Below are 21,508 nucleotides of genomic sequence, written 5' to 3'. Positions count from 1 at the left end.
TTTTATTGAAGCCGGGCCGCAAGCTCCGCACACTGGCGCCCGGCGTGAATTCGCCGCCCCCGACGAAAGCGCCACCACAACGAGAAGGAGACACGACATGGCCAGACTGCGCCCGCATTCGATGTCAGCGGTGCTCGCGACCCTTGCAACCTCCCTGCTCCTCGCGGCCGGCGCCGCCTGGGCCCAGCAGCCGCCCACCGAGGAACCCGGCTGGGCCAAGGGCCGGCCCAAGAACGACGCGGCCACGCGGCTGGCGCCCGTGCCTTCCTTCCCCATCCCCACTGCGGCCGACCAGTTGCCCACTGCGAAGTTCAAGCTTCCGCCGGGCTTCAAGGTCGAGACCTGGGCCTCGGGCGTGCTCGATGCGCGCTCGCTGCGCCAGGGCGCCAAGGGCACGGTGTTCGTGAGCACGCTGTTCGTCGGCAACAAGGTCTATGCCATTGCCGAGAAGGGCGACCGCAAGCCGAAGACCATCGTCGACAAGACCGAGTTCGCCACCGGCATCGAATTCCACAAGGGCGCGCTCTACCTCGCGACGCACAAGCAGATCCAGCGCTACGACGGCATCGAGGACAAGCTCGACAACCCCGGCCAGCCGGTGGTGCTTTACGACAAGCTGCCCGGCGGCCAGGACCACAGCTGGCGCTACCTGCGCATCCGCGACGAGAAGCTCTACTACGCGGTCGGCGCGCCCTGCAACCTCTGCGAGCCCGACGACGCGCATGCGCGCATCTTCCGCATGAACCTCGACGGCAGCGGCATCGAGACCATCGCGCGCGGCGTGCGCAACACGGTGGGCTTCGACTTCGATCCGAAGACCGGCAACCTCTGGTTCACCGACAACGGGCGCGACTGGCTCTCCGAGGACCTGCCCAACGACGAGCTCAACGTGGTGACCAAGGCCGACCAGCACTTCGGCTATCCGTACTGCCACCAGGGCAACATCCTCGATTCGGAATTCGGCTGGGGCAAGAGCTGCGCCGACTACGCCAAGCCCGCCGCGCTGCTGGGCCCGCATGCCGCGGCGCTGGGCATGACCTTCTATCAAGGAAAGATGTTCCCGGCCAAGTACCGCGGCGCGATGTTCATCGCGCGCCACGGCCCCTGGAACCGCACCACCAAGTACGCCGACATCGCGGTGGCCTGGCCCGACGGCAAGGGCGGCGCGAAGGTCGAGCCCTTCATGACCGGCTTCGTCGAGAACAACACCTACCTGGGCCGGCCGGTGGACTTCCTGGTGCTCAAGGACGGCTCGATGCTGGTGAGCGACGACCACGCGGGTGCGATCTACCGCATCAGCTACGGCGGCAAGTGAGGCGCGCCGGATGACGAGGCACACGGCGATGGCGGCGACGGTGGCGATGCTGTGGGCGCTGGCCCTGCCCGCGTTCGCGCAGGCGACCAGGGGCGCGCAACCCAAGGCCGCGCCGGCGGCGGCATCGGGCGCCAAGGTCTATGCCGAGCGTTACGCCGCGCTGTGCGCCGCCTGCCACGGCGCCGACGGTCGCAGCGAGATGCAGGGCGTTCCCTCGCTCGCGGGCCAGCATTCGTTATACGCGATCACGCAGCTGTTCCTGTTCCGTGAGGGCCGGCGCGCGAACGAGGCCATGACCGCGGTCGCCAAGACGATGAAGGACGAGGACCTGCGCGGCTTCTCGGACTTCATCGCGACGCTGCCCGCGCTGGCGCCGGCCGCCGCCGCCGCGCCGCCCGACGCGGCGCGCATGGCGCGCGGCCAGGCGCTCGCGCAGGAGAACCGCTGCGTGATCTGCCACGGCGCCGACCTGAGCGGCGGCCAGCAGGTGCCGCGCATCGCGCACCAGCGCGAGGAATACCTCGCGCTCACGCTGCAGGAGTTCCGCAGCGGCAAGCGCCCGGGCTACACGCAGGCGATGGGCGAGGCCGTGGGCCGCATGGCGCCAGAAGACCTCGACACCCTCGCCTACTACGTGGCGCGTTTTCCCACCGCGCCACCCAAGCCCGGCGGCAAGTAGCACCGCCTCCAGCAACGAACAACGCCGGTACGCACCCGGCGCGGGGACGCCTGCGTCCGCGCATTCCTTCATCACCCACGCATCAACTTATCGGAGCCGATTCTTTTGGAAGTCTCATTCAGCAAGGAAGTCGAGGCGCTGCGCCTCGGCGAGGGCGACACCTTTCACGGCGAGGGCATCCTCGCGATCACCAAGGGCCTGCTGCAGTCGGGCGTGGCCTACGTCGGCGGCTACCAGGGCGCGCCGGTCTCGCACCTGCTCGACGTGATGGTGCAGGCCAAGGGCTACATGGACGAGCTCGGCGTGCACGTGGAGGCCTGCTCGAACGAGGCCTCGGCCGCGGCCATGCTCGGCGCCTCGATCCACTATCCGCTGCGCGGTGCCGTGACCTGGAAGTCCATCGTCGGCACCAACGTGGCGGCCGATGCGCTGTCGAACCTGTCCTCGCCCGGCGTGACCGGCGGCGTGCTGATCGTGGTCGGCGAGGACTACGGCGAAGGCGCCAGCGTGATCCAGGAGCGCACCCATGCCTATGCGCTCAAGTCGAGCATGTGCCTGCTCGACCCGCGGCCCGACCTGGCCGTGATGGTGCGCATGGTCGAGCAGGGCTTCCAGCTCTCGGAGACCTCGAACATGCCCTGCCTGATGGAGCTGCGCATCCGCACCTGCCACGTGCGCGGCAGCTTCGCGTGCAAGGACAACCTCGCGCCCGCCGTGTCGACGCGCGCGCTCATGGCCGACCCCGCGGGCTTCGACTACATGCGGCTCGCGCATCCGCCCGTGACCTTCCGCCACGAGAAGCTCAAGGGCGACGAGCGCATTCCGGCCGCGCGCCGCCACATCGTGGCCCAGGGGCTCAACGAGCTGATGCCCGGCGGGCGCCGTGCCGAGCTCGGCATCGTGGTGCAGGGCGGCCTGTACAACGCGCTGATCCGCGGCCTGCAGCAGCAGGGGCTGGCCGATGCCTTCGGCGAGAGCGAGATCCCGATCCTGGTGCTCAACGTCACCTATCCGCTGGTGCCCGAGCAGCTGGCCGACTTCTGCCTCGGCAAACGCGCGGTGCTGGTGGTGGAGGAAGGCCAGCCCGAATACATCGAGCAGGACATCGCGACCCTGCTGCGCCGCCGCGACATCCAGACGCCGCTGCACGGCAAGGACCTGCTGCCCTCGGCCGGCGAGTACGGCGTGGAAGTGCTCTCGGGCGGGCTCGCCGCCTTCGTCGCGAAGTACGTCGGCGAGGGCGAGACGGCCGCATCGGCGCTGTCGGCCCAGGCCTGGCTGGCCGGCAACCGCGAGCGCCGCGAGGCGGTGGCGCGCCGGCTCGACGTGCCGCTGCCGAACCGGCCGCCGAGCTTCTGCGTGGGCTGTCCCGAGCGGCCGGTGTTCTCGGCCCTCAAGCTCGCGCAGCAGGCCACGGGCCCGGTGCACATCGCGGCCGACATCGGCTGCCATGCCTTCGGCACCTTCGAGCCCTTCTCGATGGGCCACTCGATCCTCGGCTACGGCATGAGCCTCGCGAGCCGCGCGGGCGTGTCGCCGATGATGAACCGGCGCACGCTGTCGATCATGGGCGACGGCGGCTTCTGGCACAACGGCCTGTTGACCGGCGTGCAGAGCGCGCTGTTCAACGGCGACGACGCGGTGCTCCTGATCTTCAAGAACGGCTACACCTCGGCCACCGGCACGCAGGACATCATCTCCACGCCCGACGACGAGGCGAAGGAGCGCGCCGTCGACAAGCAGCAGAGCCTGGTCGACAAGAACCAGACCATCGAATCGACCTTGAAGGGCCTGGGCGTGCAATGGATGCGCACCGTGACCACCTACGACGTGGAGCGCATGCGCCGCACCCTGACCGAGGCGCTGACCAGCGACTTCGACGGCCTCAAGGTGGTGATCGCCGAGGGCGAGTGCCAGCTCGAGCGGCAGCGCCGCATCAAGCCCTGGATCGCGGGCCTGCTGCAGCGCGGCGAACGCGTGGTGCGCGTGAAGTACGGCGTGGACGAGGACGTGTGCAACGGCGACCATGCCTGCATCCGGCTCTCGGGCTGCCCCACGCTCACGCTGAAGGACAACCCCGATCCGCTCAAGCTCGACCCGGTGGCGACCGTGATCGACGGCTGCGTGGGCTGCGGCCTGTGCGGCGCCAACGCGCACGCCGCCACGCTGTGCCCGAGCTTCTACCGCGCCGAGGTGGTGCAGAACCCGAAGTGGCACGAGCGGCTGCTGCATGGCCTGCGCGGCGCGGTGGTGCGTGCGCTGCGCCCGGCCTGAGGAGACACGAGCCATGGAACGACATTCCTCCCCGACGTCCACGCAGCGCCCGATCACCCTGCTCGTCTGCGCACTCGGCGGCGAAGGCGGCGGCGTGCTCACCGAATGGCTGGTGGAGACCGCGCGCCACGCGGGCTTCGCGGCGCAGAGCACCTCGATCCCCGGCGTGGCGCAGCGCACCGGCGCCACCACCTACTACATCGAGGTGTTCCCGGTGCCACTCGAGCAACTCGGCGGGCGCCGGCCCGTCTTCAGCCTGAGCCCGGTGCCGGGCGCGCTCGATGCGATCGTGTCGTCGGAGCTGCTCGAGACCACGCGCCAGATCGGCAACGGCATGAGCGCGCCGCCGCGCACGCTGGTCATCAGCTCGTCGGCGCGCGTGCTCACCACCGCCGAGCGCATGGTGCCCGGCGACGGACGCGCCGACGCGCAGCGGCTGATCGACGTGGTCAAGGCCTTCAGCCGCGAGCACCATGTGCTCGACATGGGCGCGATGGCGCGCGAGGCCGGCACCGTGGTCAGCGCCGTGATGCTCGGCGCAATCGCGGGCAGCGGGCTGTTCCCGTTCGATCGCGCGGCCTACGAGCACGCGGTGCGCGGCGGCGTCGCGCACGACAAGGTCGGCAAGGCGGCCGCGGCCAGCCTGCGCGGCTTCGCGGCCGCCTTCGAGGCCGTGAGCGCGCCGCGCGCGCAGGCCGCCTTCGTGCGTGGCGTGCTGGCCGAGGAAGGCCGCGATGCGCCGCCGCCCGCGCGTGCGCTGCCCGCCGAGCTGGCGCAGCGCTTTCCGCCGGCCGTGCACGACCTGCTGGCGCTCGGCCATGCGCGCGTGCTCGACTACCAGGACGAGGCCTACGCCGCGCTCTATGCGCAACGGCTGGCGCGCGTGCTCGATGCCGAGCGCGCGGCCGACCCGGCCGGCGCACGCGGCTTCGCGATCGTGCGCGAGACCGCGCGCTGGCTCGCGCTGTGGATGGCCTTCGACGACATCGTGCGCGTGGCCGCGCTCAAGGGCCGCGCCAGCCGCGCGCAACGCGTGCGCCGGGAAGTGCGCGCGGGCGAGGCCGACATCGTGAAGGTCTACGACCACTTCAAGCCCGGCGCGGCCGAGTTCGCGGCGCTGCTGCCGCCCACGCTCGCGCGCCGCGTGACGGCCTGGGACCGCGCGCGCCAGGCGCGCGGCCGCGAGCCCTGGGCGCTGCCGCTGCAGGTGGGCAGCCATGCCGTCTGGGGCATGGCCTCGCTGCGCCTGCTGGCCTCGCTGCGCTGGCTGCGCCGCCGCGGCAGCCGCTTCGCGGAGGAACAGGCGCTGATCGAGCGCTGGCTCGCGGCCGTGGAAGCCGGCGCGCGCGAGAACTGGATGCTGGGCCGCGAGCTCGCGCTGTGCGGCCGGCTCATCAAGGGCTACGGCAGCACCAACGAGCGCGGCAAGCACACGCTGCTGCACCTGGTCGGCGAACTTGCGGGCCGCACGGCGATGCCCGCGCCGGCACGCGCCGAGGCCATCGGCGCCGCGCGCGAGGCCGCGCTGGCCGACGAAGGTGGCAAGGCGCTCGATGCCGCGCTCGCGCAGCACGGCGCGGCGCCGCGGCCGGTGCAGGCGCAGCCCATCCGCTGGATGAAGCGGCCGCCGGCCGCCACGCCCTCGCGCCCCGCCTGAGCCTCATCGCACCCCCAAGAAGAAACAGGAGACACACCATGACCCTCGACGCTTTCCCCTGGCGACGCCGGCTGCTGCTGGCGGCCGCTCTCGCCTCTCTTGCTTGTGCCTCGGCGCAGGCCAACACCGCCACCGCCTGGCCCGCCAAGCCGGTCAAAGTGATCGTCAACTTCCCGCCCGGCGGCGCGGCCGACCAGATCGCGCGCGCCGTCGCGCAGCCGCTGCAGGAGGCGCTCAGGCAGCCGGTGGTGATCGAGAACCGCGGCGGCGCCAACGGCAACGTGGGCGGCGAGGCCGTGGCGCGCGCGCCGGCCGACGGCTACACGCTGCTCATGAGCTCGGGCGGCATGGTGTCGGTGAACCCGCACCTCTATGCGCGCATGAGCTTCGACCCGGCAAAGGACCTGGTGCCGGTGGCGGCCGCGGCGCGGGTGCTGGTGTTCCTGGTCGCCAAGCCCTCGCTGCCGCCGGCCAACGTGCGCGACTTCATCGCCTATGCCAAGGCCAACCCGGGCAAGCTCTCGTATGCCTCGCCGGGCAGCGGCAGTTCGCCGCACCTCGCGGGCGAGATGTTCAAGAGCCAGGCCGGCCTGTTCGCGCTGCACGTGCCCTACCGCGGCGCCGCGCCCGCGCTGCAGGACCTGCTGGCGGGCCAGGTCGACTACGCCTTTGATCCCGGCATCGGCCTGCAGCAGGTGCGCGCGGGCAAGCTGCGCCTGCTGGCCGTGGGCAGCCCGCAGCGCTCGCCGCTGTTCCCCGACGTGCCCACGCTCGACGAGGCCGGCCTGCGCGGCTTCGACGCCGACACCGTGTTCGGTTTCTATGCGCCGGCCGGCACGCCGCCCGAGGTGGTGGCGCAGCTCAATGCGCAGATCAACCGCGCGCTCGCATTGCCGGCCGTGAAGGAACGCATCGCCTCGCTGGGCGGCGAGGCCGTGCCCGGCACGCCGGCCGAGTTCCAGCAGCGCGCCGCGGCCGATTCGCAGCGCTTCGGCGCGCTGATCCGCGAACGCCGCATCGCGGCGGACTGAACACGCGAGGAGCCCAACCAGACCTCGAGACCTTGCCCGATCCCCTTGCTCACTGAATCCACAACACGCAGAACGAAAGAGAGACAAGCCATGCAGACTTCCTTCCATCGCCGCCCCGGCGCCCTCGCGCTCACACTGGCACTCGCGGCCTCGGCCATGGTCCCCGCGCTCGCGCAGGACAAGCCGGTGCAGATCAAGCTGTCGAGCTGGGTGCCCGCGCAGCATCCGCTGAACCCGGCCCTGCAGGCCTGGGCCGACGACATCAAGAAGGCCTCGAACGGCTCGATCACCGCGATCCTTTTCCCGTCGGAGCAACTGGGCAAGGCCTTCGACCACTACGACATGGCGCGCGACGGCATCGCCGACTTCTCGTACGTGAACCCCGGCTACCAGCCAGGCCGCTTCCCGGTGATGGCCGGTGCCTCGCTGCCCTTCCTGTTCGCCAACGGCAAGGAGGGCTCGGCCGCCATCGACGACTGGTACCGCGCCTATGCCGCCAAGGAAATGAAGGACGTGAAGTACTGCTTCGCCTTCGTGCACGACCCCGGCACCTTCCATTCGCGCAAGAAGATCGTGCTGCCCGCCGACGTGAAGGGCATGAAGGTGCGGCCCGCGACCAGCACCGTGGGCCAGCTCATCACCTCGCTGGGCGGCACCAACGTGCAGGCCTCGGCGCCGGAGTCGCGCGACATGCTCGAGCGCGGCGTGGCCGATGCCATCACCTTCCCCTGGGGATCGATCGGCCTGTTCGGCATCGACAAGGTGGTCAAGTACCATATGGACGTGCCGCTGTACGTCACGCCCTTCGTCTGGGTCATGAACAAGGGCAAGTACGACGCGATGTCGGCCGGCCAGAAGAAGGTGATCGACGACCACTGCACCAGCGAATGGGCGCAGAAGGTGGCCGCGCCCTGGGCCGACTTCGAGTTCGCGGGCCGCGGCAAGATCGCCGCGCAATCGGGCCACGAGGTCTACAAGCTCACGGCCGAGCAGCTCGATGCCTGGCGCAAGGCGGCCGCGCCGTCGGAGGCGCAGTGGTCCGACAGCGTGAAGAAGACGGGCGAGGATCCGAAGGCCGTGATGGACGCGCTGAAGGCAAGCCTGGCGAAGCACAAGTCGGCGCTGTGACGGCCATGAGCACGCGTCCGGCCAGTGCCATGGACCGCGTGATCAACACGATCGAATGGCTGGCCGCCATCTTCGTGGGGATCGTCGCGCTCAACATCTTCGTAGCCGTGGTGCTGCGCAAGTTCTTCGACACCTCGATCCCCGACGCCTACGACTTCGGCCGCATGCTGCTCGGGATCCTGATCTTCTGGGGCATCGCGGCCACCAGCTACCGCGGCGGCCACATCACGGTCGACCTGGTCTGGACCGCGGCCGGCCCGCGCATGCGCCGCGCGATCGACATCTTCGCCACGCTGGTGCTGCTGCTGGTGGTGGCGGTGCAGACCGCGATGCTGTTCGACAAGGTGCGGCTCACCTACACCGACAACGTGCTGACCTACGACATGAACATCCCGACCTGGCCGTTCTATGCCGTGGCTTGGGCCGGCGACGTGTCGGCCGTGATCCTGATCGCAGTGCGCACCTGGCGGCTGATCTTCCATCCCGAGCTGCTGCACGACGAACACGTCGAAGAGAAGGTGAGCGAATGAGCACCGATGCAGTCGCCCTGCTGGGCTTCGTCGCCCTGTTCGTGCTGATGCTGCTGCGCGTGCCCGTGGGCATGGCGATGGGGCTGGTCGGCGTCACCGGCTACAGCTACCTCGTGGGGCCCGGCCCCGCGCTCAAGCTGGTGGGCCAGACCTCGATGCGCACCGTGACCGACTACACCTTCGGCGTGATCCCGATGTTCATGCTGATGGGCGCGCTGGTCTCGGTGTCGGGCGTGAGCCGCGAGCTGTTCCGCGCCGCCAACTCGATGATCGGCCACCTGCGCGGCGGCCTCGGCGTGGCCACGGTGGTGGCCTGCGGCGGCTTCGCGGCGATCTGCGGCTCCTCGGTCGCCACGGCCGCCACCTTCTCGTCGGTGGCCTATCCCGAGATGCGGCGCTTCGGCTACCCGCAGTCCTTCGCCACCGGCGTGATCGCCGCGGGCGGCACGCTGGGCGCGATGCTGCCGCCGTCGACCGTGCTCGCGGTCTACGCCATCCTCACGCAGCAGGACATCGGCAAGCTGTTCATGGCCGGCATCGTGCCGGGCCTGCTCGCGATGCTGATGTACGTGCTGACCATCGTGGTCATCGTGCGCGTGAAGCCCGGCTGGCTGCCGCGCGGCGAGGCGCGGGCGTGGAGCGAGCGCGCGGCCGAGCTCAAGAACGTGTGGGCGCCGATCGTGCTGTTCCTGTTCGTGATCGGCGGGCTGTACGGCGGCTTCTTCACGCCCACCGAGGCCGGCGGCGTGGGCGCGAGCGGTGCCTTCATCCTCGGCGTGCTGCGCGGGCGGCTCGACCGCGCGAAGATCCGCGAGGCCCTGCTGTCGGCCACGCGCACGGCGGCGGCGGTGTTCACCGTGCTGATCGGCGCGCTGCTGTTCGGCTACTTCCTCACCATCACGCAAAGCCCGCAGAAGCTCACCGAGTTCCTCACCGGCCTGGGCGTGGGCCGCTACGGCGTGCTCGCGCTGATCATGGTGATGTACCTGGTGCTCGGCTGCCTGATGGACGCGATGGCGATGATCATCCTCACGGTGCCGATCATCTATCCGGTGATCGTGCACCTGGGCTTCGACCCGATCTGGTTCGGCATCATCATCGTGATGACGGTGGAGCTCGGGCTGATCCATCCGCCCGTGGGCATGAACGTGTTCGTCATCAAGAGCGTGGTGAAGGACGTGAGCTTCACCACCATCTTCAAGGGCGTGCTGCCCTTCGTGGCGACCGACATCCTGCGGCTGGTGATCCTGATCGCGTTCCCGGCGATCGCGCTGTGGCTGCCCGGGCGCATGGGATGAAGGCAGCAAGCAGAATCGAACACATGAGCACCAAGGAAATCGTCCACACCGTCCGCGTCGAATTCGGCGACTGCGACCCCGCCGGCATCGTCTGGTTCCCGAACTTCTTCCGCTGGATCGACGCGGCCTCGCGCCACTTCTTCCACCAGTGCGGCGTGCCGCGCTGGGAGGAGACCACGAAGACGCTCGGCGTGATCGGCACGCCGCTGGTCGACACCCACACGCGCTTCGTCAAGACCGCGAGCTACGGCGACACGCTCGAGATCGCGACGCGCATCGCCGAGTGGCGCGAGAAGAGCTTCGTGCAGGCCTACCGCGTGACGCGCGGCGACGACCTGATCCTCGAATGCGAGGAGGTGCGCATCTTCGGCGGCAAGCGCGAGGACGGCAGCCTGCGCGCGCTGCCGGTGCCGCCGTCGATCCGCGCGCTCTGCGAATAGGGCGGCGCCGGGGCCGCGGGGGCGGCGGGCGGCTTTCATCGCGGTGTCATGGCGCTCGCGCAGATTCGTGCGCGCCCCGCCATCGACCCCACACGCGAAAAGAAATCCCCCATGGAAAGACGTTCCTTCCTGCGCCGCGGCCTGTTCTACACGGTCGCCGCCGCCACCCCTCCCGTGCTGAGCGCCTGCGGCGGCGGAGGCAGCGACGGGATCGTGTTCCCGATCGTGCCGCCGCCCGCTCCCGCGCCGGCACCGCCGCCACCCGCGCCCGAACCCGCGGGCCGCTATGCCTTCGGCCAGGGCGTGGCCTCGGGCGATCCGAAGGACACCAGCATCGTCTTCTGGACCCGCTGCGTGCGCACCGGCACCGCCGCCGACAGCGCGGCCATCGCGCTGCGGCTCGAGGTGTCGGACACCTCGGGCTTCGGCAACCTGGTGGCGAAAGTCGCGCTCGAGGCCTCGGACCGCTTCGACCGCACCGTGCGCGCCAAGGTCACGGGCCTCTCGCCCGACACGCGCTACTTCTTCCGCTTCGTCGCGGGCAGCGACGTCAGCGCCACCGGCCGCACGCGCACCGCGCCGGCCGCCGACAGCCAGCGCCAGCAGCTGCGCTTCGCCTGGTTCACCTGCCAGGACTGGCTGATCAACCACTGGGGCGCGCTCGACCTGCTCGCGGCCGAGGACGACCTCGACTTCACGGTGCACGTGGGCGACTACGTCTACGAGACCGTGGGCGCGAAGTTCCAGGCCGGCGTGGCCGAGCCCGCGCACCAGGCGATCCAGCTGCCCAACGGCGTGGCGCTGGCCGACGGCAGCGTCTACGCCAACACGGTCGACGACTACCGCACGCTCTACCGCACCTACCGCGGCGACGCGCGGCTGCAGGCGGTGCATGCGAAGTTCCCGCTGATCGCGATCTGGGACGACCACGAGTTCTCGGACGACTGCTGGCAGGACCACCAGACCTACACCAACGCCAACACCCAGCAGACCGCGCGCCGCCGCGGCGCGAGCCAGGCCTGGGCCGAGTACATGCCGGTGGACTTCGGCGATGTCTCCTTCGACATGGCAAACCCGGCCTACGACAACATCAAGATCTACCGCGACTTCCGCTTCGGCCCGCTGCTGCACCTGGTGATGACCGACGAGCGGCTGTACCGCGACGACCACGTGATCTCCGAGGCGCTGGTCGCGCAGCAGACGGGCGGCGATCCGGTCAATGGCAACAGCTCGATCGGCTCGCGCTACTTCGCGCCGCAGACGACGCTGCTGGCGCTGGAGGCTCAGCGCACGCAGCAGCTCGGCCGGGCGCCGAGCATCCTCGGCCCGACGCAGACCGACTGGTGGAAGACCACGCTGAAGAACTCGAACGCCACCTGGAAGGTCTGGGGCAACGAGGTCTCGCTGAGCCGCATGTGGGTGGACCTGACGCAGATGGCGCCGCCGCCCTACAACCAGCGCTACGTCGTCAACTGCGACGCCTGGGACGGCTATCCGAGCCACAAGGCCGACCTGATGGGCTACCTGAAGGCACAGAACATCCGCAACGTGGTGGCGATCACGGGCGACCTGCATGCCTTCCAGTGCGGCCTGATCCGCGACCTGCCCGATCCCGCGGCCGGCACGCCGGTGCTGGTCGACTTCGTCTGCGCGGGCGTCAGCAGTTCCTCGTTCTACAGCTACATCAAGGCCGGTTCGCAGGGCACGCCGCTCACGGCGCTGACCGCCACGCCCGCGGCCTTCGAGCAGGTCATGCGCGGCAACAACCCCGACCTGCTGTTCTCCGACCACGACGCGCAGGGCTACGCGAGCGCGACGGTCACGGCGCAGGCCTTCACGGTGGTCTTCAACAAGGTCAAGCCGCTCGACGCGGGCAAGGCGCCCGCGAGCCCGCTGCTCAAGCGCACGCGGATCCGCGTGAATGCCGGCAGCACGACGCCGGTGATCGAGGACAACGTCTGAGACGGACGGGCTGCGGATACGGACAGCCGAACGCAGAAGGAAGACCAAAGCGCGCAGAGGTCGCAGAAGGAACAACCGATCTCCAGATGTCCTTCTGCGACTTCTGCGAGACCTTCGCGCCTTCTGCGTTCGGCTGCCCGCCTTTCCTGCGACTTCAGGATCTCGTGACCGCCAGCTTCGCGAGCAGGCCGTCGACGCCGCGCTCGATCAGGTCGAAGGCCTCGACGAAGGCCTGCCGGTCGCCGTACCAGGGGTCGGGCACGTCGCCCGAGAGCCCGTCGGCGAAGTCGGTCAGCAGATGGATCTTGTGCGCCGTGCCCGCGGGCGCGAGGCGGCGCAAGGCCGCGCAGTGCTGGCCGGTCATGCCGACGATGGTGTCGAAGCGCTCGAAGTCCGAGGCCCGCACCTGCCGCGCGCGATGCGCGGGCATCTCGATGCCGCGCCGCCGCGCCTCGGCCACCGAGCGCGGATCGGGCGGATTGCCGCGCTCCTCGTCGGAGATCGCGGCGCTGTCGACCTCGAGCGCGAGCTGCGCGGCGCGGGCCTTGTGGGCGAGCAGGGCGTGGGCGGTGGGGGAACGGCAGATGTTGCCGGTGCACACGAACAAGATGGCGGTTTTCTTCAACGGATGTTCCTGCTGGCGTGACTCTGGCGCATTGGCTGATCATGTCCGATGGGCCTTTTGTCCCATCGGCCCTCCTTTGTACACACAGAACATTAGCAACGCTTGTCGATAGTAACGCCAAGCGTTACTATTCGTCCTCATGACAATCCAGAGCTTCAAATGCGAACAGACTCGCCAGCTGTTCGAGGGCGGCCGGGTTGCTCGCTGGGTGAATATTCAGACCGTCGCGATGCGAAAGCTGGCCATGCTGAATGCCGCTGTCGTTCTCGGCGATCTGCGCATTCCGCCGCAGAACCGATTGGAAGCACTGGCCGGCGACCGCAAGGGACAGCACAGCATCCGCATCAACGACCAGTGGCGCGCTTGCTTCAAATGGACCGCCGCGGGTCCCATCGAAGTGGAGATCGTCGACTATCACTGAGTTCGCGACCGACCTCGCCGGCTTGACGAGGCCCTGTTCAACCTCATCTGCTACGCAGGAAGACACCATGACGCGCCAAGTACCCTACCCGCACCCCGGCGAGATCCTCGCCGCGGAGTTCCTGGAGCCGATGGGCATCACCGCCTACCGTCTCGCCAAGGCGATCCACGTGCCGCAGACGCGCGTGGCCGCCATCATCGCCGGCACCCGCGGCATCACGGCCGATACCGGCCTGCGCCTGGCACGTGCATTCGGCGTGAGCGACGAGTTCTGGATGAACCTTCAGCGCGACTATGACGCCGCGCAGGCGCGCGATGCGCTCGGAGACGAACTGGACGAGATCGAGCCGCTGACCGCTTGATGGAGCGTACCGACTTAACGCAGCCTGACCACCACACGGGCCCGTGTCGCATCGAGGCGCCATCGCAACACCGTGGCCTTAAAACCCTGCATCGAACGCTGAAACGCGCATTTCGGGTTGCCCTCGCGATGACGCAGTGCAACAATCCTGCATCTTCACTTCGGAGCCTCGTGCGTGGACAGTGCCAGTTGGATCAGTGACCAGACGCGTGCCGTGGCATGCGCGGCACACCCGGCTCCGTAGCGCAGGCTTCTTGCGCGCCGCGGCCGACGTGCCCGCGGCGTGATGCCTGCCCTCCCCGGCAGGCTCTCCCTCCCCCGACATCCGTTTCGTCACTGGCGTCTCTTTGCCAGCCAGCGTGGTCCATGCCACGAGGTCCTCTCGCCCGTCACGGGTCGAAGGAGCCTTGTCATGCGTCAACTCGTTCTTCATCGCCAGCCCCTGCATCGTGGCCACGTCGCCACGCATGACGCCGACCCGCGCGCCGCGTCGGCACGCCGGTCCGCGGCCGACGTGCTGCAACCCGAGGCCGACCAGGAGCTCGACAAGTCCGCTTCGTTCTGGAGCACGCGGCGCATTCGCTGCTTCCTGCTGCTGGTGCCGGGCCAGGGCAGGCGTTCGTAGCGCCTGTCCACCGGCACGTCGCACCGACCGTTGCATTCGAACGAAGCATCGCGCTTTCATCCACCCATCTTCACGGAGGCCTCATGGACCCAGACCCTCGCTGGCGCCGCTGCGCGCCTCCCCTGCCTGACCGCGCCATGCGCCGGTCGGCCTTCATCGCCATGAACCATCCGCGGCACACCGAGCCGCGAAGGACCTTCACCTCCGGCTGACCCGCGGGAGGTTCTCCTTCGCGCGCCCCGTTGCGCGCATCGCCAGGAGAACCTCGAATGAACCGCCAAAGCCTGCGGCCCGCCGCCAGGGCCCCCCTCCTCCTCCGCCCCGCTCGCGACCTGCGTCGCGAAGGAGAAGGCGCATGAAGAACGTCTTCAAGTCCTTCTTCGAAAGCTTCCTGCGCAGCCGCCGCATGCTGCATCACTTCGAGCGCTGGCAGACGCTGCTGGGCTCGAAGCCGGTGGGCACCGCCTCGGCCGCGATGCCGCCCGAGATCGCGAACGCGCTGAGCGCCGCCTCGCTGGCCGATGCAAGCGACATGCTCGCGCAGCTCGACAGCTCGCCCCAGGGCCTGAGCGAGGAACACGCCACCGCGCTGCGCAAGCGTCTGGGCGGCAACGAGGTGAACCACGAGAAGCCGCTGCCGTGGTGGACCCACCTGTGGCAGTGCTACCGCAATCCATTCAACCTGCTGCTGACCGTGCTCGCGCTGGTCTCCTACGTCACCGAGGACATGAAGGCCGCGGTGGTGATCGGCAGCATGGTGGTGCTGTCGACGGTGCTGCGCTTCCTGCAGGAGTCGCGCTCGAACAAGGCGGCCGACGAGCTCAAGGCGATGGTCAGCAACACCTCGACCGTGCTGCGGCCCGAGGAAGGCACGGGCGGCGCACTGCGCATCGAGGTGCCGATGCGCGACCTGGTGCCCGGCGACCTGATCGCGCTGTCGGCCGGCGACATGATCCCGGCCGACTGCCGACTGCTCTCGGCCAAGGACCTGTTCATCAGCCAGTCGGCGCTGACCGGCGAGGCGATGCCGGTCGAGAAGTTCGCCAGCGTGCCCGCCAACGGCAGCGCGAGCGGTGTGCTCGAGCGCGACAACCTGCTGTTCATGGGCACCAACGTGATCAGCGGCACCGCGACCGCGCTGATCGTGCACACCGGCGCGCGCACCTTCTTCGGCGCGCTGGCGCAGCGCGTGAGCGCCACCGACCGCGGCACCACGGCCTTCCAGGCCGGCATCAACCGCGTGAGCTGGGTGCTGATCCGCTTCATGCTGGTGATGGCGCCGCTGGTGCTGGTGATCAATGGCGTGACCAAGGGCGACTGGTGGGAGGCGGCGCTGTTTGCGCTGTCGATCGCGGTCGGGCTCACGCCCGAGATGCTGCCGATGATCGTGACCGCCACGCTCGCCAAGGGCGCGGTCGTGATGTCGCGCCAGAAGGTGATCGTCAAGCGCCTCGAGGCGATCCACAACTTCGGCGCCATGGACGTGCTGTGCACCGACAAGACCGGCACGCTGACGCAGGACCGCATCGTGCTCGAGCGCCACACCAACGCCTGGGGCGAGGGCTCCGACCACGTGCTGCAGCTGGCCTACCTCAACAGCTTCCACCAGACCGGCCTGAAGAACCTGCTCGACAAGGCGGTGCTGAGCCATGCGCAGATGCAGCTCGACACCCGGCTGCAGACCGACTGGCGCAAGCTCGACGAGGTGCCCTTCGACTTCTCGCGCCGCCGCATGTCGGTGGTGGTGGCCGGCAGCGACGCGGCCGAGGAACACCTGCTGATCTGCAAGGGCGCGCTCGAGGAAGTGCTGGCCGTGTGCAGCGCGGTCGAGCGCGGCGCCGAGGTGCTCGCGCTCGACGCGGAGGTGCTCGCGCGCATCCACGCCGTGGCCTCGGAACTCAATGCCCAGGGCCTGCGCGTGGTGGCCGTGGCCAGCCGCGCGCTGCGCGGCGAGGAGCGCCGCGCCGCCTACGGCGTGGCCGACGAGGCCGGCCTCACGCTGCTGGGCTACGTGGCCTTCCTCGATCCGCCGAAGGAATCGACCGCGCCCGCGCTGCGCGCGCTGGCCGAGCACGGCGTGGCGGTGAAGGTGCTGACCGGCGACAACGAGCTCGTGACGCGCAAGGTCTGCGCCGACGTCGGCATCGAGGCCGGCCGCATGGTGCTGGGCCACGAGGTCGAGCGCATGAACGAGGCCGAGCTGCGCCAGATCGTCGAGAAGCGCCAGGTCTTCGCCAAGCTCACGCCCGCGCACAAGGAGCGCATCGTGCAGGCGCTGCATGCCAACGGCCACGTGGTCGGCTTCATGGGCGACGGCATCAACGACGCGCCCGCGCTGCGCGCGGCCGACATCGGCATCTCGGTCGACGGCGCGGTGGACGTGGCCAAGGAATCGGCCGACATCATCCTGCTCGAGAAGAGCCTGATGGTGCTCGAGCAGGGCGTGGTGGAGGGCCGCCGCACCTTCGCGAACATGCTGAAGTACATCAAGCTCACCGCGAGCTCGAACTTCGGCAACGTGTTCTCGGTGCTGGTGGCGAGCGCCTTCCTGCCCTTCCTGCCGATGCTGCCGCTGCACCTGCTGGTGCAGAACCTGCTGTACGACGTGTCGCAGATCGCGATCCCGTTCGACAACGTCGACGAGGAGTTCCTGCGCAAGCCGCAGAGCTGGAACCCGGGCGACCTGGGGCGCTTCATGGTGTTCTTCGGGCCGCTGAGCTCGGTGTTCGACATCCTGACCTATGCCGTGATGTGGTTCGTGTTCGCCGCCAACTCGCCCGAGCACCAGACCCTGTTCCAGTCGGGCTGGTTCGTCGAGGGACTGCTCTCGCAGACGCTGATCGTGCACCTGATCCGCACGCGCCGGATTCCTTTCCTGCAAAGCCGCGCGGCCTGGCCGCTCTTGATCATGGGCGCGGCGATCGCGGCCGTGGGCATCTGGCTGCCGATGGGCCCGGTGGCGCACTACTTCAAGCTCGAGGCGCTGCCGCTCGGCTACTTCCCGTGGCTCTTGCTGATGCTCGGTGGCTATGCGGCGCTGGTGCAGGCGGTCAAGGGCTGGTACGCGCGGCGCTACGGCTGGCAATGAGCCGATGACGACAGGAGGGGGTGGCGGTTGTCACATGCCGCCGCTACCCTGGTTCGCGAACGACGAGGAGGAGATCCGCATGGAAGCAATACAGAACTTCAACCTGCCTTCGCTGCTCGACACCCTGCTGAGCGTCTTCACGGCCTTCGTGCTGGGCTCGCTGATCGGCTTCGAGCGCCAGGTGCGCCAGCGCACCGCCGGGCTGCGCACCAACACGCTGGTGGCCGTGGGCGCGGCCGTGTTCGTCGACATGGCCAACCGCCTGCACGGTCACGACGGCGCGGTGCACGTGGCGGCCTACGTAGTCTCGGGCATCGGCTTTCTCGGCGCGGGCGCGATCATGAAGGAAGGCGCCAACATCACGGGCCTCAACACCGCGGCCACCTTGTGGGGATCGGCCGCCGTGGGCGCCTGCGCGGGCGCCGACCTGATCGGCGAGGCCGTGATCGCCGCGCTGTTCGTGCTCGCGAGCAACACCCTGCTGCGGCCCGTGGTCAACCGCATCAACCGGCAGCCGGTGAAGGAGGAGTCGGGCGAGGCCAGCTACACCGTGCGCGTGATCTGCACGCGCGCCTCGCGGCCCGAGGTGATGGACCAGGTGCTGCTGCTGCTCGAGGAAGCCAACTACCCGGTGCGCGACGTGGACCAGCATGCCTTCGGCGCCACCGACACAGAGATCGAGGCCACGCTCTATGCCACCGCGGTCGAGGCCGAGGAGCTCGACCGGGTGGTCGCGGAGCTCGAGGCGCTGGAGGGGGTGCAGCAGGCGTTCTGGAACGCGAGCGCGGAGGACTGAGCCCGTGCCGCCCATGAAAAAAGCGGCATCGCCTTCCAGCGATGCCGCCCTCTTCGAGACAGCGGATCGAAGCGTCGCGCTCAGACGCCGAGGATCGACACCGCCTTGGTGTTGAGGTAGGCCTCGAGCGCCTCCGGGCCGCCTTCCGAGCCGTAGCCCGAGTCCTTCACGCCACCGAACGGCATCTCGGGCGACGGGGTCGCGGGCTGGTTGACCCACAGCATGCCGAGTTCGAGCTTCTGGCTCAGCAGGTGCGCGTTCTTGATCGACTTGGTGAACGCATAGCCGGCCAGGCCGAAGGGCAGGCGGTTCGATTCGGCGATGGCCTCGTCCAGCGTGTCGAAGCCACGGATGGCGGCGATCGGGCCGAAGGGCTCGTTGTTGAAGACGTCGGCGTCCAGCGGCACGTCGGTCAGCACGGTGGGGGCGAAGAAGTTGCCGGCATCGCCGACGCGCTCGCCGCCGGTGGCGATGGTCGCGCCCTTCTTGCGGGCGTCGTCGAGCACATGCGCCATGGCCGTGAGGCGGCGCGCATTGGCCAGCGGGCCCAGGGTGGTGCCGTCGGCCAGGCCGTCGCCGAGCTTCAGGCCTTCGGCGTGCTTGACCATGGCCTTGGCGAATTCCTCGCGGATGCTGTTGTGCACCAGGAAGCGGGTCGGCGAGATGCAGACCTGGCCCGCGTTGCGGAACTTGGCGGCACCGGCGGCCTTGGCGGCCAGCGCGACGTCGGCGTCCTCGGCCACGATCACCGGGGCGTGGCCGCCCAGTTCCATGGTCACGCGCTTCATGTGCTGGCCGGCCAGGCCGGCGAGCTGCTTGCCGACGGGGGTCGAGCCGGTGAAGGTGACCTTGCGGATGATCGGGTGCGGGATCAGGTAGGCCGAGATCTCGGCCGGGTTGCCGAACACCAGGCCGACGGTGCCGGCGGGGATGCCGGCGTCGACGAAGGCCTGCAGCAGGGCGGCGGGCGACGCGGGGGTCTCCTCGGGCGCCTTCACGAGGAAGGAGCAGCCGGTGGCCAGCGCGGCGCCGAGCTTGCGCACGACCTGGTTGATCGGGAAGTTCCAGGGCGTGAAGGCGGCCACGGGGCCCACGGGCTCCTTGATGACCAGCTGCTGCGCCGCGAGGTTGCGCGAGGGAACGATGCGGCCGTAGACGCGGCGGCCTTCGTCGGCGAACCATTCGATGATGTCGGCGGCGGCCAGGGTCTCGCCCTTGGCTTCGGCCAGCGGTTTGCCCTGTTCCTGCGTCAGCAGCTTGGCGATGTCGCCAGCGCGTTCGCGGATCAGGCCGGCGGCGCGGCGCATGACGGCGGCACGCTCATGGGCCGGGGTGTTGCGCCAGGCGTCGAAGCCGCGCTGGGCGGCGGCCAGGGCGCGGTCGAGGTCGGGGATGCCGGCATGCGCCACCTTGCCGATGACCTGGCCCGTGGCCGGGTTCACCACGTCGAGGGTCTTGCGGCTGGCGGCGTCCACCCATTCGTTGTCGATCAGCAGGCGGGTGTCGGTATAGGAGGAGGCGGTCATGGCGAGCTTTTCCTTCGGCAGGGGATGGGAGTGGAAACGGGGAGTTCGGATGGCGGCACGGCGCCCCGAAAGGCGCGTGCGGCTGGGCGGCAGCGGGCTGCCGGGGCGCATAGGTTAACCCGAGTCGGGGATGCGCGCAGGACGGTGCCGCTCCTTCCCCCGCTGGGGGAGGGAGACGTCTCGGTTATCGATGGGGCTGCGCGCCACCGCATCGCATGAAACGGTGGATGCATCCGAAGACGGGAGCGGACTTCCGGACGCAGAGGACGCGAAGGTTGCGCGAAGGACGCAAAAGGAAGGCAAGAAAAATTTGAATTTTTCTTTCGCGCCCTTTGCGAAACCTTCGCGTCCTCTGCGTCCGGCTGTTGGTGTTCTATTTCAGAGCACCAGCAGCGCCCGGAAGTCGTTGACGTTGGTGTGCGTCGGCCCGGTCACGAACAGGTCGCCGATGGCGTCGAAGTAGCCGTAGGCGTCGTTGCGGTCGAGGTGGTCCGAGAGCTTGCGGCCCGCGTTGGCGGCGCGCGCCAGGGTGTCGGGCGTGACGTAGGCGCCGGCGTTGTCCTCCACGCCGTCGATGCCGTCGGTGTCGGCCGCCAGCGCCCACACGTCGACCTGGCCCAGCAGCGCGCCCGCGAGGCCCATGCAGAACTCGCCCGCGCGTCCGCCCCGGCCCTTGGCCTGGCCGGGCTGGCGCGGCCGGATGGTGACCGTGGTCTCGCCGCCCGAGAGGATCACGCAGGGCCTGGCGAACGGCGCGCCGCGCTGGGCCACGGCGCGCGCGAGCGCGGCATGGACCTTGCCGACCTCGCGCGATTCGCCCTCCATCTCGTCGCTGAGGATGTGGGCCTCGATGCCGGCGGCGCGCGCGGCCGCGGCGGCCGCCTCTAGCGACTGCTGCGGCGCCGCGATCATGTGGGTCTCGTGGCCCTGGAACACGGCATCGCCGGGCTTGGGCGTCTCGAGCGCGCCGCTCTCGAGCTGCGCGCGCACCGGCGCCGGCACCTCGATGCGGTAGCGGTCGAGGATGGCCAGCGCGTCGGCGCAGGTGGTGGCGTCGGGCACGGTGGGGCCGCTGGCGATCACGGCCGGGTCGTCGCCGGGCACGTCGCTGATGGTGAGCGTGACCACGCGCGCCGGCGCGCAGGCCGCCGCGAGCCGGCCGCCCTTGATGCGCGAGAGGTGCTTGCGCACGCAGTTCATCTCGCCGATGTGGGCGCCGCTGTCGAGCAGCTGCTTGTTGATGCGCTGCTTGTCGGCCAGCGTCAGGCCCTCGGCCGGCAGCACCAGCAGCGAGGAGCCGCCGCCCGAGATCAGGCACAGCACGAGGTCGTCGGCGGTCAGGCCCTCGGTCAGCGCGAGGATGCGCTCGGCCGCCTGCTGGCCGGCCGCGTCGGGCACGGGATGCGCGGCCTCGACGATCTCGATGCGGCTGGGCAGCCCCTCGGGCCGCGGCGGGATGTGGTCGTAGCGCGTGACGACCAGGCCCGACAGCGGCGCGTCGGCAGGCCACAGCGCCTCGAGCGCCTGCACCATCGAGCCGCCGGCCTTGCCGGCACCGAGCACCAGCGTGCGGCCCTTGGGCGGCTTGGGCAGGTGCGCGCCCAGGGTGGACAGCGGCAGCGCGCGGTCGACCGCGACGCGGTAGAGGTGTTCGAGGAAGGCGCGCGGCGCCTGGCGGGGATCGGGAGCGGTCGCGTCTTGCAGCGAGGGGGGCGGGGTCTTGGCGGTCATGGGTGGCGTTGTCTCCGGGGCC

Annotated in this window: 18 protein-coding genes; 15 read left to right on the top strand and 3 right to left on the bottom strand. The window is 69.7% G+C overall.

The features are described from left to right. Positions 1 to 97: 97 nt before the first annotated feature. From KV106_RS14340 to KV106_RS14295, 10 genes are all read left to right on the top strand, one after another. The gene (locus KV106_RS14340) at positions 98 to 1,315 is read left to right on the top strand and encodes a PQQ-dependent sugar dehydrogenase (protein WP_172705586.1); all 1,218 of its coding nucleotides are present in this window, start codon (positions 98 to 100) and stop codon (positions 1,313 to 1,315) included. Between the two features lie 10 nt (positions 1,316 to 1,325). Then, positions 1,326 to 1,994, top strand: a complete 669-nt coding sequence (locus KV106_RS14335) for a c-type cytochrome (protein ID WP_261210804.1) — start codon at positions 1,326 to 1,328, stop codon at positions 1,992 to 1,994. Positions 1,995 to 2,099: 105 nt separating this feature from the next. Further along, positions 2,100 to 4,268 carry an indolepyruvate ferredoxin oxidoreductase subunit alpha gene (locus tag KV106_RS14330; protein WP_261210803.1) on the top strand — a complete coding sequence of 723 codons (2,169 nt, stop codon included), beginning with the start codon at positions 2,100 to 2,102 and terminating at the stop codon, positions 4,266 to 4,268. A gap of 13 nt (positions 4,269 to 4,281) precedes the next feature. Next, entirely contained in the window at positions 4,282 to 5,925 is a 1,644-nt protein-coding gene (locus tag KV106_RS14325) for an indolepyruvate oxidoreductase subunit beta family protein (protein WP_261210802.1), read from the top strand. Between the two features lie 38 nt (positions 5,926 to 5,963). Further along, positions 5,964 to 6,956, top strand: a complete 993-nt coding sequence (locus tag KV106_RS14320) for a Bug family tripartite tricarboxylate transporter substrate binding protein (protein WP_261210801.1) — start codon at positions 5,964 to 5,966, stop codon at positions 6,954 to 6,956. A gap of 90 nt (positions 6,957 to 7,046) precedes the next feature. Beyond that, positions 7,047 to 8,084, top strand: a complete 1,038-nt coding sequence (locus KV106_RS14315) for a TRAP transporter substrate-binding protein (protein WP_057592020.1) — start codon at positions 7,047 to 7,049, stop codon at positions 8,082 to 8,084. Between the two features lie 5 nt (positions 8,085 to 8,089). Further along, positions 8,090 to 8,614 carry a TRAP transporter small permease gene (locus tag KV106_RS14310; protein ID WP_261210800.1) on the top strand — a complete coding sequence of 175 codons (525 nt, stop codon included), beginning with the start codon at positions 8,090 to 8,092 and terminating at the stop codon, positions 8,612 to 8,614. Beyond that, the gene (locus KV106_RS14305; protein WP_057592022.1) at positions 8,611 to 9,912 is read left to right on the top strand and encodes a TRAP transporter large permease; all 1,302 of its coding nucleotides are present in this window, start codon (positions 8,611 to 8,613) and stop codon (positions 9,910 to 9,912) included. The genes KV106_RS14310 and KV106_RS14305 overlap by 4 nt, the downstream gene beginning before the upstream one ends. A gap of 23 nt (positions 9,913 to 9,935) precedes the next feature. Beyond that, positions 9,936 to 10,352, top strand: a complete 417-nt coding sequence (locus KV106_RS14300; protein WP_057592023.1) for an acyl-CoA thioesterase — start codon at positions 9,936 to 9,938, stop codon at positions 10,350 to 10,352. A 111-nt stretch (positions 10,353 to 10,463) separates the two neighbouring features. Continuing rightward, the gene (locus KV106_RS14295; RefSeq protein WP_261210799.1) at positions 10,464 to 12,314 is read left to right on the top strand and encodes an alkaline phosphatase D family protein; all 1,851 of its coding nucleotides are present in this window, start codon (positions 10,464 to 10,466) and stop codon (positions 12,312 to 12,314) included. A gap of 154 nt (positions 12,315 to 12,468) precedes the next feature. On the opposite strand, the gene KV106_RS14290 is transcribed toward KV106_RS14295, so the two are convergent. Next, positions 12,469 to 12,939 (bottom strand): low molecular weight protein-tyrosine-phosphatase, encoded by a 471-nt coding sequence (locus KV106_RS14290; RefSeq protein ID WP_261210798.1) that lies wholly within the window; start codon positions 12,937 to 12,939, stop codon positions 12,469 to 12,471. 139 nt (positions 12,940 to 13,078) lie between these two features. Here KV106_RS14290 and KV106_RS14285 point away from each other — a divergent pair, with 139 nt between their 5' ends. The 5 genes from KV106_RS14285 (at position 13,079) to KV106_RS14265 (ending at position 18,229) form a co-directional block, all read left to right on the top strand. Further along, on the top strand, positions 13,079 to 13,360 hold the full coding sequence (locus KV106_RS14285) for a type II toxin-antitoxin system RelE/ParE family toxin (RefSeq protein ID WP_057596541.1): 282 nt from the start codon (positions 13,079 to 13,081) through the stop codon (positions 13,358 to 13,360). A 67-nt stretch (positions 13,361 to 13,427) separates the two neighbouring features. Continuing rightward, positions 13,428 to 13,721 carry a HigA family addiction module antitoxin gene (locus tag KV106_RS14280; RefSeq protein WP_057596540.1) on the top strand — a complete coding sequence of 98 codons (294 nt, stop codon included), beginning with the start codon at positions 13,428 to 13,430 and terminating at the stop codon, positions 13,719 to 13,721. Positions 13,722 to 14,132: 411 nt separating this feature from the next. After that, positions 14,133 to 14,345, top strand: coding sequence for a hypothetical protein (locus tag KV106_RS14275; protein ID WP_057596539.1), 213 nt, complete (start codon positions 14,133 to 14,135; stop codon positions 14,343 to 14,345). Positions 14,346 to 14,700: 355 nt separating this feature from the next. After that, positions 14,701 to 17,433, top strand: coding sequence for a magnesium-translocating P-type ATPase (mgtA, locus tag KV106_RS14270; RefSeq protein WP_261210797.1), 2,733 nt, complete (start codon positions 14,701 to 14,703; stop codon positions 17,431 to 17,433). A 79-nt stretch (positions 17,434 to 17,512) separates the two neighbouring features. Beyond that, on the top strand, positions 17,513 to 18,229 hold the full coding sequence (locus KV106_RS14265) for an MgtC/SapB family protein (RefSeq protein ID WP_261210796.1): 717 nt from the start codon (positions 17,513 to 17,515) through the stop codon (positions 18,227 to 18,229). Between the two features lie 80 nt (positions 18,230 to 18,309). On the opposite strand, the gene KV106_RS14260 is transcribed toward KV106_RS14265, so the two are convergent. After that, positions 18,310 to 19,755, bottom strand: a complete 1,446-nt coding sequence (locus tag KV106_RS14260) for an NAD-dependent succinate-semialdehyde dehydrogenase (RefSeq protein ID WP_057596537.1) — start codon at positions 19,753 to 19,755, stop codon at positions 18,310 to 18,312. A gap of 378 nt (positions 19,756 to 20,133) precedes the next feature. After that, positions 20,134 to 21,486 carry a glycerate kinase type-2 family protein gene (locus tag KV106_RS14255; RefSeq protein ID WP_261210795.1) on the bottom strand — a complete coding sequence of 451 codons (1,353 nt, stop codon included), beginning with the start codon at positions 21,484 to 21,486 and terminating at the stop codon, positions 20,134 to 20,136. Positions 21,487 to 21,508 lie beyond the last annotated feature (22 nt).

Source organism: Variovorax endophyticus, assembly GCF_025376855.1.
Classification (GTDB): Bacteria; Pseudomonadota; Gammaproteobacteria; order Burkholderiales; family Burkholderiaceae_C; genus Variovorax.
The sequence above is the reverse complement of the archived record's forward strand: the minus strand, read 5'-3'. Positions and strand labels throughout refer to the sequence as shown.

Coding starts and splice junctions, on each gene's coding strand:
- KV106_RS14300 (WP_057592023.1), top strand. CDS start 9,936: ATGAGCACCAAGGAAATCGTCCACACCGTCCGCGTCGAATTCGGCGAC.
- KV106_RS14320 (WP_261210801.1), top strand. CDS start 5,964: ATGACCCTCGACGCTTTCCCCTGGCGACGCCGGCTGCTGCTGGCGGCC.
- KV106_RS14280 (WP_057596540.1), top strand. CDS start 13,428: ATGACGCGCCAAGTACCCTACCCGCACCCCGGCGAGATCCTCGCCGCG.
- KV106_RS14295 (WP_261210799.1), top strand. CDS start 10,464: ATGGAAAGACGTTCCTTCCTGCGCCGCGGCCTGTTCTACACGGTCGCC.
- KV106_RS14275 (WP_057596539.1), top strand. CDS start 14,133: ATGCGTCAACTCGTTCTTCATCGCCAGCCCCTGCATCGTGGCCACGTC.
- KV106_RS14310 (WP_261210800.1), top strand. CDS start 8,090: ATGAGCACGCGTCCGGCCAGTGCCATGGACCGCGTGATCAACACGATC.
- KV106_RS14260 (WP_057596537.1), bottom strand. CDS start 19,755: ATGACCGCCTCCTCCTATACCGACACCCGCCTGCTGATCGACAACGAA.
- KV106_RS14285 (WP_057596541.1), top strand. CDS start 13,079: ATGACAATCCAGAGCTTCAAATGCGAACAGACTCGCCAGCTGTTCGAG.
- KV106_RS14255 (WP_261210795.1), bottom strand. CDS start 21,486: ATGACCGCCAAGACCCCGCCCCCCTCGCTGCAAGACGCGACCGCTCCC.
- KV106_RS14335 (WP_261210804.1), top strand. CDS start 1,326: ATGACGAGGCACACGGCGATGGCGGCGACGGTGGCGATGCTGTGGGCG.
- KV106_RS14325 (WP_261210802.1), top strand. CDS start 4,282: ATGGAACGACATTCCTCCCCGACGTCCACGCAGCGCCCGATCACCCTG.
- KV106_RS14265 (WP_261210796.1), top strand. CDS start 17,513: ATGGAAGCAATACAGAACTTCAACCTGCCTTCGCTGCTCGACACCCTG.
- KV106_RS14315 (WP_057592020.1), top strand. CDS start 7,047: ATGCAGACTTCCTTCCATCGCCGCCCCGGCGCCCTCGCGCTCACACTG.
- KV106_RS14305 (WP_057592022.1), top strand. CDS start 8,611: ATGAGCACCGATGCAGTCGCCCTGCTGGGCTTCGTCGCCCTGTTCGTG.
- KV106_RS14340 (WP_172705586.1), top strand. CDS start 98: ATGGCCAGACTGCGCCCGCATTCGATGTCAGCGGTGCTCGCGACCCTT.
- mgtA (WP_261210797.1), top strand. CDS start 14,701: ATGAAGAACGTCTTCAAGTCCTTCTTCGAAAGCTTCCTGCGCAGCCGC.